The organism is Mucilaginibacter rigui (assembly GCF_014773275.1).
GTDB classification, from domain to species: domain Bacteria; phylum Bacteroidota; class Bacteroidia; order Sphingobacteriales; family Sphingobacteriaceae; genus Mucilaginibacter; species Mucilaginibacter rigui_A.
This window is the reverse complement of sequence record NZ_JACWMW010000007.1, coordinates 89,101-105,307: the sequence shown is the minus strand read 5'-3', so window position 1 is coordinate 105,307 and position 16,207 is coordinate 89,101. Positions and strand designations below refer to the sequence as shown.

The window sequence follows — 16,207 nt, the reverse complement described above, 5'->3', positions numbered from 1 at the left end:
ATTTGTAAGTTAGATATAGCGATATAGAATAGCAAGGCATTAAAAATTTATTTGAAATAAGTATTTTATTTTGTTTTATTAATTATTTTGGTATTTAATTTTAATTATTTATTTAAATATAGAATTATATTTTTACTAATTTATACCAAAGTTTAAAACAGTATTCGGTATGTTTTTTATGCATGCATAGCAAATGCTTAAAATTCGGCGTGAAATGGGTGATTAGCCAGAAAAAGTTACTTTTTAAATCAAAGCGTTCACCTTGTCTGAAAATACCAAATGGGAAATTTTCTTTAACATTGTACTGCGCTTTATAAAAAGATATGGACGAGTTGAAATTAGAGATATTACCGGTTACATTGTTGCAGGAATATACTATGCAATTGGATGAGCATATCTCAATAGATTTTGAAAAGCTGACAGAGGGCGGGATTTCAGTTTCAACGTTCAGCTTTTACACATCTGTATCGGCAGTGTTTTCGTCCAAAATAGAAGGCGAGGATATAGAACTAGATTCTTTTATTAAACATAAATTATCAGGGACTAAATTACTACCGGATTATACGCAGAAGATTGACGATTTGTATGCTACCTACCAGTTTGCTCAAACTAATGAGTTAAACAAAAAGCATATCAAACAGGCGCATAAATTACTTACTGCGCACATACTGCACAAAAGCCAGCGGGGTAAAACAAGAACAGATAAAATGTTTGTAATTACCCCTGACGGTAAAATTGAATATGTGGCTTGCGATTGGGGTAAAGTTAAAGGCGAGATGAAAAAATTTTATAACGATATTAAGTTATTAATAAACACCAGTCTTGATATTAAAGAGACTTTCTTCTTTGCTTCACTTATTCATTTGATTTTTGTTAAGATCCATCCATTTAATGATGGTAATGGCCGCACCGCAAGATTACTTGAAAAGTGGTTCCTGGCGCAAAAACTTGGTGCTAAAGCATGGTACCTGCAATCAGAAAAATACTACTACCAAAAGCATAATACTTATTATACCAATATAAGGGCTTTAGGGTTAGAGTATGACCTTCTTGATTATTCAAAAGCATTACCATTCCTCCAGATGCTGCCTCAATCACTGTTGCTAAATCAAGAATAAAAAATTTCAAAGAACGCAAAAAAGTCCGGCCATATACTGACCGGACTTTTCATTTATCAGTATAAAAAGTTCTATTTCTGAATAATACCCTCCGCTAATACAGTAACCTTATTGTTTAAGGCTTCTACTACACCACCCTGGATAAAAAACACTTCTTCTTTAGCGCCGGCAACACCACGTATGGTAAGTTTGCCATCGTTTAAAGTAGAAATGATAGGGGCGTGGTTATTCAAGATCTCTAAAAATCCTAATGTACCGGGTAAGGTAACCGAGGTAGCCTCGCCTTCGTAAATCTTTTTATCAGGAGTAAGAATTTCTAATGTCATTTGCTGTTAGATTCAAGAGTTAAGAATCAAGATGTAAGATTTCTCTTCGCTCTTGATTCCCGGCTCTTATGTCTTGTTTCTATTAGTTATTAGCTTCCGCTAATAATTTTTTGCCTTTTTCAATAGCATCTTCAATGCTGCCTACAAGGTTAAATGCTGCTTCAGGGTATTCATCAACTTCACCATCCATGATCATGTTGAAACCTTTGATGGTGTCTTTAATGTCAACCAATACACCTTTTAAACCGGTGAACTGCTCGGCAACAAAGAACGGCTGAGAAAGGAAACGCTGAACACGGCGTGCGCGCGATACAACCAATTTATCTTCTTCAGAAAGCTCGTCCATACCTAAGATGGCGATGATATCCTGTAACTCTTTGTAACGTTGTAAAGTTTCTTTAACGCGTTGAGCGGTGTTGTAATGCTCATCGCCTAAGATAGCTGCGCTAAGGATACGTGAGGTAGAATCCAATGGATCCACCGCAGGGTATATACCAAGCTCGGCAATTTTACGTGAAAGTACTGTAGTTGCATCTAAGTGGGCAAATGTTGTTGCCGGTGCAGGGTCAGTTAAATCATCCGCAGGTACGTAAACGGCCTGTACAGATGTAATTGAACCACGTTTTGTTGAAGTGATACGCTCTTGCATGGTACCCATCTCGGTAGCCAGTGTTGGCTGGTAACCTACTGCTGATGGCATACGGCCTAATAGCGCCGATACCTCAGAACCTGCTTGTGTAAAGCGGAAGATGTTATCAATAAAGAATAGGATATCACGGCCTTTACCTTCTTCATCGCCATCGCGGAAATACTCCGCAAGTGTTAAGCCTGAAAGTGCCACACGTGCACGTGCACCCGGAGGCTCGTTCATCTGGCCGAAAACGAATGTCGCTTTTGATTCTTTCAAAGCTTCAGAATCGATCTTTGAAAGATCCCATCCACCGGCTTCCATTGAATGCATAAACGCATCGCCATATTTTATAATGCCCGATTCAAGCATCTCGCGCAGTAAGTCGTTACCTTCACGGGTACGCTCACCTACACCTGCAAATACAGATAAACCTGCATAAGCTTTTGCGATGTTATTGATCAGTTCCTGGATTAATACTGTTTTACCAACACCGGCACCACCAAACAAACCAATTTTACCACCTTTTACGTAAGGCTCTAAAAGGTCGATAACTTTGATACCTGTAAATAATGCCTCAGTTTCGGTAGATAGATCTTCGAAACGCGGAGGCGTTGCGTGGATAGGGCGGCCATTGGTTTTATCCAAATCGGCAATACCATCAATCGCGTCACCAACAACGTTAAATACACGGCCTTTAATAGCTTCGCCAACCGGCATTTTAATAGCGGCTTCGGTATCTAAAACTTTCATTCCGCGCAGTAAACCATCGGTAGAGTCCATCGCGATAGCACGCACACGGTCTTCACCTAAATGTTGCTGAACCTCTAAAATGATTTTTTGTCCGTTGTCTTTTGTGATCTCAAGCGCATCATAAATCTTAGGAAGATGTGCATCATCAGCGAAACTTACGTCAACTACCGGACCGATGATCCTTGATATTTTTCCAATGTTTGGCATATATAACCTGGTGTTTTAAATAATTTACAATGAAACAGATACCTTCTTTACAAAACGGTACTATTTCAGAGGCGCAAAGTTAAGGTTTATTGCCAAATATTTAAATACTTATGTTAAGAAATTTTCATGTATTTTTTTGAAGGCAATATTGTACTTTTGGTGTCCAATTATTAACCAGGGCTTAAAGCCTATAACTTTGAATGAAAAAACTTTTACTACTACTGATGTGGTTAAGCCCGGCTATTATATATGCCCAGGGCTTCCAGGTAAACCTTAACGGACAAAAACAAATAGGCATGGGCCATACCGGCACCGGCTTATTACAGGATGGCGCTTCAATTGCCTTTAACCCCGGCGCAGTTGCCATGCTGCCAGAAAATTACATACAGGCAGGTATAAGCCCGCTTTTATTTAAATCGGGCTTTAGCGGCGCTGGCACAAACGATTTGGCCTTTACAAAAAACAGGGTTGCCACCCCTTTTAACGCTTATGGCGTTTGGGGGCCAAAAAATGCCCGATGGAAGGTTGGTATGGGCATATATACGCCTTTTGGTGGCCTAACCGACTGGGGCAACAACTGGCAGGGCAAATATGTGCTTGAAAGCCTTGATCTGAAATCTATCTTTTTTCAGCCAACTGTTAGTTATAAATTAACCGATTATCTGAGTATTGGCGGTGGTTTTATTTATAACTATGCCACGGTTGATCTGCAACGCGCTATCCCCATCAGCGACCCTGATGGCAACACCGGCCAGGCACGCCTTAAAGGCCACGGTAAAGGTTATGGATGGAACGCAGGGGTGTTTATCAAAGCAAGCCCCGAGTTTACCATTGGATTAAACTACCGGTCGGAGGTTAAAACAACCATTAAAAATGGTGATGCAATGTTTAGCGTTGCAAAATCGGCGCAGGCAAATTTCCCGCAGCCAAACACATTTGAAGCCGGCATCCCTTTGCCGCAAACCGCTTCTATTGGCTTTGGCTATGCTGCATCGCCTAAGTTATTGTTAGCACTTGATGCAAACTATGTAGGCTGGCACTCTTATAAAGAACTTGCTTTTGATTATGCATCAAACACACCAGCTTTGCAGGATACGCACTCGCCTCGTAATTATAAAGATGCTTATAGTGTAAGGGGCGGCGCGCAATATAAAACCTGCGATAAAATGGCCGTACGTCTTGGCGGTGGCTATACTACCACGGCCGTAAAAGATGGTTATGTTACGCCGGAAGTACCCGATGCCAACCGTTATTATTTAACAGCAGGGTTTGGTTATAAGGTTACCAACAAGTTGGATCTGGATTTCTCGTTCGAGTACGAGCACCTTTTCTCGCGCACGCAAACCAATATCGAATCTAACCTGTCGGGCACATTCAAGAGCAATGTTTATATCCCCGGCGTTTCACTTGCTTATCACTGGTAACCTTCCTAATATAATTACATGAAAACGTTAAAAAATTACCTATATATATCGGCCGCGCTGGTTTTACTGGCAGGCTGTAAACCATCATTCGAAACCCCGAAAGCAAATAAAGGCACTGCCGATTTTACCCGCTATATTGCTGTTGGTAACTCATTAACCGCAGGCTATGCTGATGGCGGCCTATACCTGGAAGGGCAGCAAAACTCGTATCCAAGTATTATTGCCAAACAAATGGCATTGGTTGGCGGCGGTAAGTTTACCCAGCCATTATTTACCGAAGCGCAGGCAAACGGCTCGGGCTATTTAAAACTGACCGGTTTTACCCCGACAGGGTCGCCAATAACTACAACTGTTACAGAAAATACCGCCGTGCGCGATCAGGTTACTATCCCCGGCTTTGGCAATGTAATTTTATATGCCAAGTATAGCGGCGATATTAACAACTATGGTGTGCCGGGTATTAAGTTACAACAAATTATGTATGCACCTTATGGCAACCTGAATGGTTATTTTGAGAGGCTGCTGCCTGGCGCGCCGCCAACAAACAGCACCACTTACCTTGATTTCGTTACCGCTAAGGATTTTACCTTTTTCACCGATTGGCTGGGTAATAACGATGCTTTAGGTTATGCCACAAGCGGTGGTGCTGCTGATGCGCTTACCGATAAAACACAGTTTGCACAGCTATATACCTTGTCAATAGCTAAACTTACGGAGAAAGGGGCCAAAGGCGCCGTGGCAACAATACCTGATGTTACCGCCATCCCTTATTTTAATACGGTTACCGTTGGCGCTATTTTAGCAGGTGTGCAAAAAGCAAACCCTGCTGTTAAAGATATTTACATCAGTGCCCGCGCTTCTGCCGATATAGCTACAACAACTTACGCGCCGCGTGCTGCAACAGCTGCCGACCTGGTGGTGTTAACCTTCCCCTCCAGCAAAATTGGGCAAATGGTTAACAGCCCTGCAGGTATGGTACCTTACGGTTTAACCCCTTACGCGCCAATTGACAACCAATACGTACTTGATGCCAATGAAATTGCCTTAACAAAAGATTATGTAACCGATTATAACAAAACCATAAAAGCGGCCGCCGCTGCAAAAGGCCTGGCTGTGTTTGATGCCTTTACGTTTTTAAATGAAATAAAAGCCCATGGTATATTGATTGATGGCGTAAGCGCTAATTCAAACTATATAAGCGGTGGTATCTTCTCTTTAGATGGCGTTCACCTAACCCCGCGAGGTTATGCCATGGTTGCTAATGAATATATTAAGGCTATTAATAAAACATATAACGCAAGCATCCCAACGGTAAACATTTCCAACTATCGCGGGGTGAAGTTCCCTAATTAATAGGAGTTGATGGTTCATAGTTAATGGTGTTTGCCATCAACTATGAACCATTATCTATGTGCTACTCAAAACTTAACACAATCTTCCCCATATGCTCGCTGCTTTCCATCAGGCGGTGTGCTTCGGCCGCTTTTGCTGCCGGGAATATTTTATAAATAACAGGTTTTATTTTGCCCGATGCCAGGAACGGCCAGATGTGTTTTTCGAGGTTTTGTGCGATGGCGCTTTTAAAGGCCACATCCCTTGGTCGCAGCGTAGAACCAGTAATGTAGATCCGTTTCCGCATCACTTCGGCCAGATCTATCTCTACATTTTTGCCCTTCATAGTATTGATGAATACCAGCCGGCCATCATTAGCCAGGCTTTTAATGTTAGGGGTGGTGTAGTCGCCGCCTATCATATCCAGTATTACATCTACCCCCTTGTTACCGGTTAACGTTGTTATCGCTTCGCTGAAGTTCCCGTGCTTGTAATTGATGGCTTTTCCGGCACCTAAATCCTCACAGAACTTACATTTTTCATCACTGCCTGCCGTTACATAAACTGTGCTGCCTAATGCTGCTGCCATTTGTATGGCAGTTACGCCAATGCCGCTGCTGCCGCCATGTACCAGCAGGGTTTCGCCCGGCTTCAGTTGTCCTCGGTCAAACACATTGCTCCAAACCGTAAAAAAAGTTTCGGGCAGGGAGGCTGCCTCGGCAAACGACAGGCTTTCGGGCACAGGCAGGCACTGCCCTTCTGGCGCGGTACAGTATTCGGCATAGCCGCCGCCAATAACCAGTGCACAAACTTTGTCGCCAACCACCCAGCGGGTTACATCTGTGCCAACCTCTGTGACAATACCGGCTATTTCCAGGCCGGGGATATCCTGCGGCGCGCCTGCGGGTGGCGGGTAATTCCCCTTGCGCTGTGCTACATCGGGCCGGTTAATGCCTGCTGCCATTACTTTTATAAGCACTTCGGTAGCGGTGTAGGCAGGCATAGGCCTATCGGCGATCTGTAAAACTTCGGGACCGCCGGGTTGGGTTATGGTAATGGCTTTCATATCAAAAATAATAGCTTTTATGCTGGATATGTTTGTAGTATTACTATTCGCCTTTCAAACTCTCCGCCGGGTTGGCAACTGCTGCTTTAAACGATTGTGTGCTGATGGTTATAAAGGCAATAACCAAAGCGCCCGCGCCTGCCACGGCTACCACCCACCATTGTATGTTTTGGCGGTAAGCAAAACCTTGTAACCATTTATACATTACCAGCCAGGCCAGGGGGGCGGCAATAACAAATGATATTAGTACCAGTTTAATAAAATCTTTACTCAGCATGGCCACAATAGCCGATACACTTGCCCCCAGTACCTTGCGGATGCCAATTTCTTTGTTGCGCTGCTCGGCGGCGTAGGCGGCAAGGCTAAACAGGCCCAGGCAGGCAATCACTACAGCCAGGGTAGTAAATATCAGGAACAGCTTACCGGTACGGTGTTCGGTACGGTAGGCGGTGTTAAAATCATCATCCATAAACGAGTATTCGAAATGCTGGTTGGGCGATAGCTGATTCCATTTGTGCTCAACCTGGGTTACAAACGCAGGCAGGTTTTTGGCCTTTATTTTTATACTTAAAGCCCCGTTATCGTTGGCTAAAAACATTACAACCGGGCTTATATTATCCCTTAACGAACTAAAGTTGAAATCTTTTACAACACCAATTACATGGTACTCTTTTAAAGGCTGGTTGGGTACCTCCGTTGGCCTGTATATTTTTTTATCTAAGGGGTTATTGGCAAAACCCAGCATCCGGGCGGCGGTCTCATTTATAATAACTGCTGATGAATCTGTTGATAGTTGGTTAGAAAAGTTACGGCCTTTGGAAATACCCATTCCCATGGTGTTCAGATAATCCTCATCAATAGGCCAAACTTCGGTAAACAGGGCGTTTTTAGGGTCGGGTGTTTTGTTGCGGAACACACCATCGGGTGCCCTTACAACACCCGTTGGTAAAAATCCGCTTAAGGATGCGTTTGCTACACCGGCAAGTTGTTTAACCTCTTGTTTAAATGTTTTAGCATTTTCTATTACGCCAACATTTTTAATAACCAGCACCTGGGTGCGGTCAAAACCAAGATCTTTATGTTGAATGTAATTCAATTGGTTATAAATAACCAGGGTGCCAATAATAAGAAATATAGATATGGCAAACTGGAACACTACCAAAAAGTTGCGGAAATTACCGCCTTTAAACCCGGTTGATATTTTACCCTTTAGTACGCTGATAGGTTGAAATGCAGATAAGTAAAATGCAGGGTATGAGCCTGCCAGTATCCCAACTACAACAATAATAACCAGCAGCGAAGGGAATAGCCATAGTATGGTTTGTGTGGTAATGGATAACTCTTTCCCGGATACCTGGTTAAACAGTGGCAAAAGCGCCCACGCCGCCACACTGCTACTACGGCAGCGGCCACGGTTACCAATATCGATTCGGACATGAATTGCGCGATCAGGTATTTACGTGACGAGCCCAATACTTTGCGTACCCCCACTTCTTTTGCCCGGTTTGCCGAGCGGGCGGTAGACATGTTCATGAAATTAATACAGGCTATAAGCAAAACAAACAATGCTATGGCAGAGAAAATATATACATAAGTAACGCTGCTGTTCGCACCAAGCTCGTACTGCCTGTTAGATAACAGGTGGATATCGGTAAGTGGTGTAAGGTTTAAATGAAAGTAGTTGCCGCTTTTCTCCAGCCTGCTGTAATTTGAACCCATGTTGTTTTTTAACATCCCCGTTAGTTTACCTTCTAACTGTTTTGGGTTTGCGCCCGGTTTAAAAAGGATATAGGTGGTATAACTAAAATTACTCCATTCGTTGCTTTTGGCATCGGCCCGGGCAGCCAGCGACAGGAAGAAATCAAACTTAAAATGCGACTGGCTTGGTATATCGTGTATAACACCGGTTATTTTATAATTGTCATTATTGCTTAGGGTAAGTGTTTTACCAAGTGCATCAGTAGTATTAAAATATCTTTTAGCCGTACTTTCTGTAATAACAGCGGTGTAGGGCTCGGTTAAAGCAGTTTTTGGGTCGCCAAATACCATAGGTAGCGTAAAAACACCAAAAAGCTCAGAATCGGCATATACAACCTTTTCCTCCTGTATGTATTCATTACCTTTTTTTATGCGTACCCCCTGGTCATGTATCAGCCGGGCTGTTTTTTCAACCTCCGGAAAATTGCCTGATAAAGTTGCTGCCAACGGGGGCGGCGTTATAGCATATGAAGCCATATTGCCACCATATTTCATATCCATATTTACGCGATAGATACGATCGGCTTTGGTATTATAGCGGTCATAACTTAATTCGTCTATTACATAAAAAACAATAAGCAGGCAGGTGGCCAGCCCTAAAGCCAGTCCTAATATATTAATGGCGGTAAATCCCTTGTTTTTTAGCAGGCTGCGAAGTGCTGTTTTAATGAAATTTTTGATCATGATACGGCGCGTTTAAGTTTGGTGGAATAATTGATTGAAATACAATTTATTTCCGGCCGCTAATCTATGCTATAGGGTTGAGCTGAATTGTTAAATAAAGTTAAACTATGTGTTTAGTTACATGCTGATTTTAACAAAAAAGGCTGCATTTTTTTTGATGCAGCCTTTCGGGAAAATTAATGGGCGCAGCCGCCAATATAATTTTCCGGGATCCCACTTCCTTCGCACCTGCAGTTTTTGCCGTCGCCTGTACAAGTCCCCATCCATTCGCCGCTAAAGCATAGGCCGCCGGTGTTACATACTACCGGGGTATAGCCACCGCCCCTTACATCTTTCATTTCAGTTCTGTTAAGTTTTACAAATTTTGACATAATTTTAAAAGGTATAATTGGTAATATTGCCGCAACCACGCCCCGGCAATTTGGGCTGTATATAACTAATAAGGCGCTATGATTTCCATACGTTTATTTTGCTTAGGATTTTGGTTGTTTTGCCTCGTGGTATAAATCTATTTATTAAAAAGCAATAAGCGCGCAGATATTTAAAAATGAACAGCCTGTTCATTTAACTTAAATAACACAATTGTGATAATTGAAAGGCGAATTATCATTTTATTTGCAGAACAAAATCAAAAACAACATGTCGATACAAGCAGGCCAGGCGGCACCACAGTTTACATTAACATCATCAGAGCTTAAAGAAGTTACTTTAGCCGATTTTAAAGGAAAGAAAGTTGTGATACATTTTTTCCCATTAGCGTTTACGGGTGTTTGCACTACCCAGCTTTGCACCATGCGCGATAGTTTTGGTTATTATGATGGTTTAAACGCCCAAATTTTAGGTATCTCTGTCGATTCGCCTTTTACCCTGGCTAAGTTTAAAGAAGAGAATGCCTACCAGTTTCCGCTGCTTTCTGATTTTAATAAGGATGTATCGGCAGCATACGGTGCTTTATATGAATCATTCGCTTTTGGCATGAAGGGCGTGAGCAAACGTGCTGCTTTTGTGATAGATGAGGAACAAAATGTGATATATGCCGAGGTGCTGGAGAACGCCGGCGACCTGCCAAATTTTGAGGCAATTGCCGAAAAAGTAAAGTAATTTGTAAAAAAGTTTGCAATGGATGCAGAAAATCCTATTTTTGCAGTCCGTTAAAAACGGGGCGGTTACCGGTAAGTGGTAACGGTTTTACTTTATAAAAACGCATTTGTAGCTCAATTGGATAGAGCATCTCACTACGGATGAGAAGGTTTGGGGTTCGAATCCCTACAAGTGCACACAAATTAAGCCTTTCTGTAAAAAACGGAAAGGCTTTTAACTTTAATCGCAAGGGATGCTTAACTTAGTTCTGTTTGGTCCGCCCGGTGCCGGGAAGGGTACTCAATCACAAAATCTTATCGAAAAATTTGGCTTAATTCACCTTTCAACAGGCGATTTGCTGCGCGGGGAAATTGCGCAAGGCACTAAATTAGGTTTGGAAGCAAAAAAACTGATGGACGAAGGTACTTTGGTGCCCGATGAGGTGGTGATAGGGATGATCAGTAATAAGCTTGATGCCAACAAAGATGCAAAGGGTTTTATATTCGACGGTTTCCCGCGTACGGTTGCACAGGCCGAAGCTTTGGATAGCCTGTTGGAATCTAAAGATTCTTCTATATCGGGTATGATAGCCTTAGAAGTTACTGACAGTGAATTAGAGCAGCGTTTATTAAAACGCGGCGAAAGCTCGGGCAGGCCTGATGATGCCAACCCCGAGGTGATACGCAAGCGTATTAAAGAATACAATGATAAAACTGCACCGGTTGCAGGGTTTTATAAAAACCAAAATAAGTTTACAAGCATAAACGGTATCGGGTCGATAGAAGAGATCTTTGCTTCTATTAATTCGGTTGTGGATGCTTATTAATTAATAATAGTCCGAAAGTCGGGAAAGTCCGAAAGTCAGCAAAGTGATTGTACTTGCTGTCTTTCGGACTTTCCGTCTAAAAAACTTTCCGCTCAAAATAAAAGAACTATGTCTCAGGGCTCAAATTTTGTTGATTACGTAAAGATATGCTGCCGTTCGGGACATGGTGGTGCCGGTTCATCGCACTTGCACCGTGATATTTTAACCTCAAAAGGCGGACCCGATGGGGGGGATGGTGGCCGTGGCGGGCATGTTATTGTAAAAGGTAACGCCCAGTTATGGACACTGCTTCACCTTAAATTTCGCAAGCATGTAATTGCAGGCGACGGTGATGCTGGTGGTAGTTCGCTGCGTTCAGGCAAAACCGGCCGCGACGAGATACTGGAAGTGCCTTTGGGTACAATAGCCAAAAACGCCGAGACCGGCGAGATACTCTTCGAAATAAATACCGACGGAGAAACCAAAATATTAGCAAAAGGCGGCCGTGGCGGCCAGGGTAACTGGCACTTTAAAACCGCAACCCAACAAACCCCGCGTTATGCACAGCCCGGCGAGGATGGCGAAGAAGACTGGAACATTCTTGAACTGAAATTGCTGGCCGATGTTGGTTTGGTAGGTTTCCCTAACGCAGGTAAATCAACACTGCTTTCTGTGGTGTCAGCTGCAAAGCCGGAAATAGCCGATTACGCCTTTACAACACTTGTACCCAATTTGGGTATTGTGGGCTACCGCGATAACCGATCATTCGTTATGGCAGATATACCGGGTATTATAGAAGGTGCATCGCAAGGCAAGGGGTTAGGGATCCGTTTTTTGCGCCATATAGAGCGTAACTCGGTATTGCTGTTTATGGTGCCTGCCGATACCAACCGAACAATTAAAGAAGAATACGGCATCCTGTTACGGGAACTGAACGAATACAACCCCGAACTTATGCACAAGCCGAGGGTACTGGCCATCACAAAAGCCGACATGCTGGATGCTGAATTGCAGCAAGAGATGGAGAAAGAAGTACCGGCGGATGTACCGTACGTGTTTATATCATCAGTAGCACAGAAAAACATTACCGAGCTGAAAGACCTGCTTTGGAAAGAAATAAACAGGGATGCTAACGGGCCTCAGTAGCAAAGTACAGTACGTAATTATCGCTTAATTCTTTTAGCGAAAAGCCTTTATATCCCGGGAAAGATTTCAGGATAACGTTTGCCCTGATGCCAATATAATCATGTGGCATCAGTATATATATAGGCCCGGCGTGGCCTTTATGCTGGTATTGGTCAAAATCTATATTAATATCTTTATTCAACCCCTCAAGCGTAATTATACGGTTATGCCGGATCTCAAGCCCCAGGTCCGGACTGAAGAAAACGAAGATCGCATCCTTGTGCTTATCATCAAGCAGTTTAATATAATCAAGGCTTTGCTGATCTATGAACTGCTGGCCAATGCCCGATGTGCCGTAAGCGGTATAATGCCTTAAACCATAAGAACCTTCTACATAAAACTTTACTGTAAAAAAGGCTATTACTCCTATACACAGCCCTAATACAACACGGTAAACCATTTTATATTGGCTAAAAAGGTATAAAGTGCCGGGGGTGATCATTAAACCAATTATCCTGAAATGCCTCGCTTCATAAGATATATCGAGCTTGCGCATAAATGCCTGTCCGAAAAAGATGAGCGAGATGCCATAAAACAGGATAATGATAGTCCGGTACCTTTTATCGGGCACACTGCTGCAAATAGCATAAACCAAAGCAATACTTAGTATGGCTATAACAATTAAGATGAGCATTGCCCAGCCGGGTGATAATATTACGGTATCGGTATGAAAGAAAAAACCGTTTACCAGGTCATCAACAGAAAAACCTGCCAGTATAGGTGAGGCGAGGGGGAACGCAATGGCCTTTAAGCTAAGATCGAACCCGCCTGAATTTGATGATGGGTTAATCCCTTTTGAGAGGTATAGCCACGAGATAACCACTACTGATACTAAAGCCGGTATGCCTATCCAAAAGCCTTTAAAGAGCCAGCTTTTAGCGCTTGTATGCCCTGCGGATAGTTGGATCCACATAAACAGCAGGCCAACCCCATAGATCCATATAAAGGATGATTTACAAATAAAACCTATCCAGCCGGAAAGTAATACAAACAGCATTAGCTTCCAGCCGGGTTGCTTAAAGGTTAAGCATCCGTATAAAAACCAGCCGGTAAAGGCAAACAGCAAAGTTTCGCCGCCTATGTAAAAAATAAAGGGCGTAAAAAATACCAGCTGGCAAATAATAACTGCTAAACTTAAAGCACTTATTAAGGGTGTAAACCCCACTTTTTTAAAGAAGGTATAAAATCCTGCTAAGCCTAAAAGCTGGCAAAACATAGTAGTAACAGATGCGGCCTGCCCCGTATTTAACCCAAAAACAGATTTGAAAAAATAGGGAATAAGGTATTGCCCCGGCGACCACCACGATATAAACTCGGTGGTGTTTTGGGCTATGTTTTGCTGGCTTGGTTTAATAAGGTTATTGAAAGCGCCCCCCATTTGCATTGACCGTAAAACCTGGAAACCCCAACTGGCATCAGGGAAGATAGCAGCAGGTGTTATAATAGCTATAACCCCTAAAGCAGCAACTAATACAAATACAGCTAAAAGTATAATACGGTGTGCAGGTAATGTAGTGTTAGGCATAGCAGATGTTATAGTTATTGGATGATGCGCGGGCGTGTTTTAACGGCGGGGTTACCCTGGTAAATAAAATAAGCCTCAAGATGTTTATTGGCTACCGAACCACTGGTAAGTACCGAATGGTTTGCGGCAATTACGCCCTGGTTAACAATGGCGCCACAGCCTACCCAAACGCCATCGGCAAGTGTAATGCTTCCGGTTATCAGTTCGAAAGTTGTTTTTTTATAATTATGGCTGCCGGTTTGTAATATGGCGCCTTGTGATATACACACATTACTGCCAATAGTTACTAAAACAAGGTTATCTATCCAAACGCGCTCGCCTATCCAGGTATTATCGCCAATTTTTAAGTGCCAGGGATATTTGATATTTACGCCCGGCTTTATTACCACTCCTTTGCCAACCTGTGCGCCAAATAAGCGCAGCAGCGCAATTTTTATCGCGTTTACAGGTAACAAACCAGATTTGAAGAATACCGAACTGATATAATACCATATTGCCCGTTTTAAGGCACTCCCCCCCGGGTGGTAAGGATGGTTATTATATACAGAAAGATCGGTTTGCTGCATTTATATTAGGTTTTATACTGATACTTTACGTAAAAACACAAGCTTGTACCTGTTTGCCCCATTATTGCCTGCTCAGCGTAAAAATGATGAGCGCGGTGTTTAATAACAACAGGGCTGGTTGTACCCAGGTGTTAAAGTTTTGCAGGTTTTCGGTACGTATGGCCCGCTTGTTTTGGGCTACGTAAATAATATCGCCGTTTTGCAGGTAAGCTCTTGGGTCTGATAAAGAGTTTATATCACTCAAATCAATTTCGGTTACGTTTTGGGTGTTATTTTTGCCCCTTATAATTTTTATTTTCTTTTCGTTTGCCGCAGGCGTTAATCCACCAGCCTGCCCAATAAGTTCAACCAAAGTAGTGTTATCTTTTACTATCGGGAAATTCCCCGGCGATCTTACCTCGCCCAGTAACGTTACTTTAAGGTTTACAACCTTAAGTTCAATTATAGGGTCTTTTAAAAGGTTTTTACGGTAAAGGTCTTCTATTAATTTTGTAGCCTGGGTGCGCGTTAGCCCCATAACCTGTACGTGCCCAATCGCGGGTAAGGCAACCGTACCATCTTCTTCTACCTGGAAGGTTTGGCCCTGCCCGGCTGTAGCATTGTTGCCGGAGCCGGACGCAGACGAGGCAGGTACCTCATCAACTATATATTTTAAGTTTTGAAGATTACGGATCTGCAAAATATCCTGGGGCTGTATGCGGTAGCTAATTATAGCCGCTTTTTGCGATACGGTATCAACAACAGACGCCCTTTTTTCGAAAAGTATCTGGTTTTGTTTGTAAGAGCATGAACTGCCAAATACAACTATACCAACTAAGCAAATAAAATATAAAACACGCATATAAAATAAATTACTGCTTAATGTTACCAATAATTGCGCAGCGATTTCAAAATTACATAATTTGCACCTAAATAAATGTATTTTTCCAAAGTGCATAACCTTAAAATATCTGTAATAACTGTTTCATACAATGCCCAAAGCACTATTGAGCAATGCATACAATCGGTAATCGGCCAGGATTATCCTCACATCGAGTATATAATAATTGACGGAAACTCATCAGATGGTACCATTCCTATACTTGAAAAGTACAAAAAACATATCCATGTTTTTGTTTCAGAGCCCGATAAGGGTATTTATGATGCAATGAACAAAGGTATTGCTTTGGCAAGCGGAGACGTTATAGGTACACTTAACGCCGATGATTTTTTTGCAGACAGCCATACTTTAACTGTACTATCGGATGCTTTTAAAAATAACGTTACCGATATTGTATACGGCGATCTTGATTATGTAAAACCGGATGGGAGCACGTTTCGTAAATGGCGGAGCGGACCGTATAAAAAAGGGATGTTTAACCTGGGCTGGATGCCACCGCACCCTGCGTTTTATTGCCGCAAAGAGGCGTTTAACAGGCTGGGCAATTATAGTCTTGAATACGGCACCGCTGCCGATTATGAATTAATGCTAAGGTTTATACATCTTAACCAATTACCGGTGTATTACTTAGCCAGTGTATTAGTTAAAATGAGCACCGGAGGGGTTAGTAACAGCAGCATTAATAATCGTGTTAAGGCATTAATTTTTGATATGAGAGCGATGTATAGAAACAATGTATTATTTCCCCCTATAGCGCTGTTTTTAAAGCCATTGCGAAAACTGGGGCAATTTTTTTAATTGTAATTAAAATATATATATTTGCGGTATATAAATGCCCCCTAACCTTTATATATGCCCCAATATTTAAAC

16 protein-coding genes and 1 tRNA gene are annotated in these 16,207 nt (G+C 42.4%); 8 read left to right on the top strand and 9 right to left on the bottom strand.

Going from position 1 to position 16,207, the window contains the following annotated elements:
• Positions 1-323: 323 nt before the first annotated feature.
• Positions 324-1,118: a Fic family protein gene (locus IDJ75_RS20425; protein ID WP_191177518.1), complete on the top strand. Its 795-nt coding sequence runs from the start codon at positions 324-326 to the stop codon at positions 1,116-1,118.
• 71 nt (positions 1,119-1,189) lie between these two features.
• Here the strand turns inward: IDJ75_RS20425 and atpC are convergent, their stop codons facing one another.
• Entirely contained in the window at positions 1,190-1,444 is a 255-nt protein-coding gene (gene atpC, locus IDJ75_RS20420; RefSeq protein WP_191177517.1) for an ATP synthase F1 subunit epsilon, read from the bottom strand.
• Between the two features lie 82 nt (positions 1,445-1,526).
• Positions 1,527-3,032, bottom strand: a complete 1,506-nt coding sequence (gene atpD, locus IDJ75_RS20415; RefSeq protein ID WP_191177516.1) for a F0F1 ATP synthase subunit beta — start codon at positions 3,030-3,032, stop codon at positions 1,527-1,529.
• A gap of 200 nt (positions 3,033-3,232) precedes the next feature.
• Here atpD and IDJ75_RS20410 point away from each other — a divergent pair, with 200 nt between their 5' ends.
• Together IDJ75_RS20410 and IDJ75_RS20405 are read left to right on the top strand one after the other, a co-directional pair.
• Entirely contained in the window at positions 3,233-4,456 is a 1,224-nt protein-coding gene (locus tag IDJ75_RS20410) for an OmpP1/FadL family transporter (protein ID WP_191177515.1), read from the top strand.
• Between the two features lie 18 nt (positions 4,457-4,474).
• Positions 4,475-5,809, top strand: a complete 1,335-nt coding sequence (locus tag IDJ75_RS20405; RefSeq protein WP_191177514.1) for an SGNH/GDSL hydrolase family protein — start codon at positions 4,475-4,477, stop codon at positions 5,807-5,809.
• A 61-nt stretch (positions 5,810-5,870) separates the two neighbouring features.
• On the opposite strand, the gene IDJ75_RS20400 is transcribed toward IDJ75_RS20405, so the two are convergent.
• The 4 genes from IDJ75_RS20400 to IDJ75_RS20390 all read right to left on the bottom strand — a co-directional run bounded on the left by IDJ75_RS20400 (position 5,871) and on the right by IDJ75_RS20390 (position 9,667).
• The gene (locus tag IDJ75_RS20400; RefSeq protein ID WP_191177513.1) at positions 5,871-6,854 is read right to left on the bottom strand and encodes an NAD(P)H-quinone oxidoreductase; all 984 of its coding nucleotides are present in this window, start codon (positions 6,852-6,854) and stop codon (positions 5,871-5,873) included.
• Positions 6,855-6,897: 43 nt separating this feature from the next.
• A complete protein-coding gene (locus IDJ75_RS21235; RefSeq protein WP_317173799.1) occupies positions 6,898-8,244 on the bottom strand; it encodes an ABC transporter permease in 1,347 nt (448 codons plus the stop codon).
• Positions 8,130-9,296, bottom strand: a complete 1,167-nt coding sequence (locus IDJ75_RS21230; protein ID WP_224746695.1) for an ABC transporter permease — start codon at positions 9,294-9,296, stop codon at positions 8,130-8,132. The genes IDJ75_RS21235 and IDJ75_RS21230 overlap by 115 nt, the downstream gene beginning before the upstream one ends.
• Positions 9,297-9,472: 176 nt before the next feature.
• On the bottom strand, positions 9,473-9,667 hold the full coding sequence (locus IDJ75_RS20390) for a hypothetical protein (RefSeq protein ID WP_191177512.1): 195 nt from the start codon (positions 9,665-9,667) through the stop codon (positions 9,473-9,475).
• A 268-nt stretch (positions 9,668-9,935) separates the two neighbouring features.
• Between IDJ75_RS20390 and IDJ75_RS20385 the strand changes: the two genes are divergently transcribed.
• The 4 genes from IDJ75_RS20385 to obgE all read left to right on the top strand — a co-directional run bounded on the left by IDJ75_RS20385 (position 9,936) and on the right by obgE (position 12,327).
• Entirely contained in the window at positions 9,936-10,397 is a 462-nt protein-coding gene (locus IDJ75_RS20385) for a redoxin domain-containing protein (RefSeq protein WP_191177511.1), read from the top strand.
• 102 nt (positions 10,398-10,499) lie between these two features.
• A tRNA-Arg gene (locus tag IDJ75_RS20380) sits at positions 10,500-10,573 on the top strand.
• A gap of 56 nt (positions 10,574-10,629) precedes the next feature.
• Positions 10,630-11,202, top strand: coding sequence for an adenylate kinase (locus IDJ75_RS20375; RefSeq protein WP_191177510.1), 573 nt, complete (start codon positions 10,630-10,632; stop codon positions 11,200-11,202).
• A 108-nt stretch (positions 11,203-11,310) separates the two neighbouring features.
• On the top strand, positions 11,311-12,327 hold the full coding sequence (gene obgE / locus IDJ75_RS20370) for a GTPase ObgE (RefSeq protein WP_191177509.1): 1,017 nt from the start codon (positions 11,311-11,313) through the stop codon (positions 12,325-12,327).
• Here the strand turns inward: obgE and IDJ75_RS20365 are convergent.
• The 3 genes from IDJ75_RS20365 to IDJ75_RS20355 form a co-directional block, all read right to left on the bottom strand.
• A complete protein-coding gene (locus tag IDJ75_RS20365) occupies positions 12,311-13,891 on the bottom strand; it encodes a hypothetical protein (RefSeq protein WP_191177508.1) in 1,581 nt (526 codons plus the stop codon). The two genes, obgE and IDJ75_RS20365, sit on opposite strands and share 17 nt — an antisense overlap.
• Positions 13,892-13,905: 14 nt before the next feature.
• Complete coding sequence (locus IDJ75_RS20360; protein ID WP_191177507.1) at positions 13,906-14,457, bottom strand: WcaF family extracellular polysaccharide biosynthesis acetyltransferase; 552 nt, start codon at positions 14,455-14,457, stop codon at positions 13,906-13,908.
• 61 nt (positions 14,458-14,518) lie between these two features.
• Positions 14,519-15,298, bottom strand: a complete 780-nt coding sequence (locus IDJ75_RS20355) for a polysaccharide biosynthesis/export family protein (RefSeq protein ID WP_191177506.1) — start codon at positions 15,296-15,298, stop codon at positions 14,519-14,521.
• Between the two features lie 75 nt (positions 15,299-15,373).
• Between IDJ75_RS20355 and IDJ75_RS20350 the strand changes: the two genes are divergently transcribed.
• A complete protein-coding gene (locus IDJ75_RS20350) occupies positions 15,374-16,135 on the top strand; it encodes a glycosyltransferase family 2 protein (protein ID WP_191177505.1) in 762 nt (253 codons plus the stop codon).
• Positions 16,136-16,207: the final 72 nt, after the last annotated feature.